The sequence below is a fragment of the Streptomyces sp. 8K308 genome, assembly GCF_004348315.1.
GTDB lineage: Bacteria > Actinomycetota > Actinomycetes > Streptomycetales > Streptomycetaceae > Streptomyces.
The window spans coordinates 1-888 of record NZ_SMKC01000671.1 but is presented as its reverse complement, the minus strand read 5'-3'; the positions used below and the strand labels follow the sequence as shown (position 1 = coordinate 888).

2 protein-coding genes are annotated in these 888 nt (G+C 74.9%); both read right to left on the bottom strand.

What is annotated here, in order from left to right; genetic code table 11:
• Nucleotides 1-309: phosphotransferase (locus tag E1265_RS36575; RefSeq protein ID WP_165954035.1), on the bottom strand; the 309-nt coding region annotated here is incomplete at its 3' end.
• Between the two features lie 10 nt (nt 310-319).
• Nucleotides 320-888 (bottom strand): HhH-GPD-type base excision DNA repair protein (locus E1265_RS36570; RefSeq protein WP_132935227.1); only part of this gene is annotated, 569 nt, incomplete at its 5' end.

Below are 888 nucleotides of genomic sequence, written 5' to 3'. Positions count from 1 at the left end.
GGGTGGGACGGCGTGCAGCCGGCGGAGCAGGTCGGCGAGGAGCCGGGCACCCTCGGGTATCGGGGTGTCGCCGGCGAGGAGGGAGGCGAAGAGGGTGGGGCCCGTGAGGCGTTCGAGTATCAGGTCGGCGGGCGTCGGCGCGCCGGGGTGTACGGCCGGGACGGGGTAACCGTGGGCGGCGAGGTGGGTCATGACGGCGGCCTCGCCGCCGGCGTCCCGGCCGTCGCGGTAACGGCGTAGCACGCGGTGGTCGTCCAGCGCGTGGACGTCCGCGGTGCGGCCCTTGCCGATCAGTTCCCCGAGGAGCATGAGGGGGAGGCTACGACTTCGTGGCGCGTTTCGCGGCCTGTTTCGTCTCGCGGACGCGGGTCAGCGAGTCGGGGCCCGTGATGTCGGCGACGGAGCGGTAGGCGCCCTCCTCGCCGTACGCGCCCGCCGCCTCGCGCCAGCCGGCGGGGGTGACGCCGAGCTGCTTGCCGAGCAGGGCCAGGAAGATCTGGGCCTTCTGCCTGCCGAAGCCGGGCAGCGCGTTGAGCCGGCGGAGCAACTCGCGGCCGTCGTCGACGTCGCGCCAGAGCGCGCCGGCGTCGCCGTCGTAGTGGTCGACGAGGTACTGGCACAGCTGCTGCACCCGGCGCGCCATCGAGCCCGGGTAGCGGTGCACCGCGGGCTTGGTGGCGAGCAGCTCGGCGAACTCCCCGGGGTCGCGGGCGGCGATCTCGCGGGCGTCGAGGTCGTCGCCGCCCATCCGCGTGGCGATGGTGTAGGGGCCGGTGAAGGCCCACTCCATGGGCACCTGCTGGTCGAGGAGCATGCCGACGAGGCGGGCCAGCGGGCTGCGGCCGAGGAGTTCGTCGGCCTCGGGGCGCTGGGCGAGGCGGAGGGGGT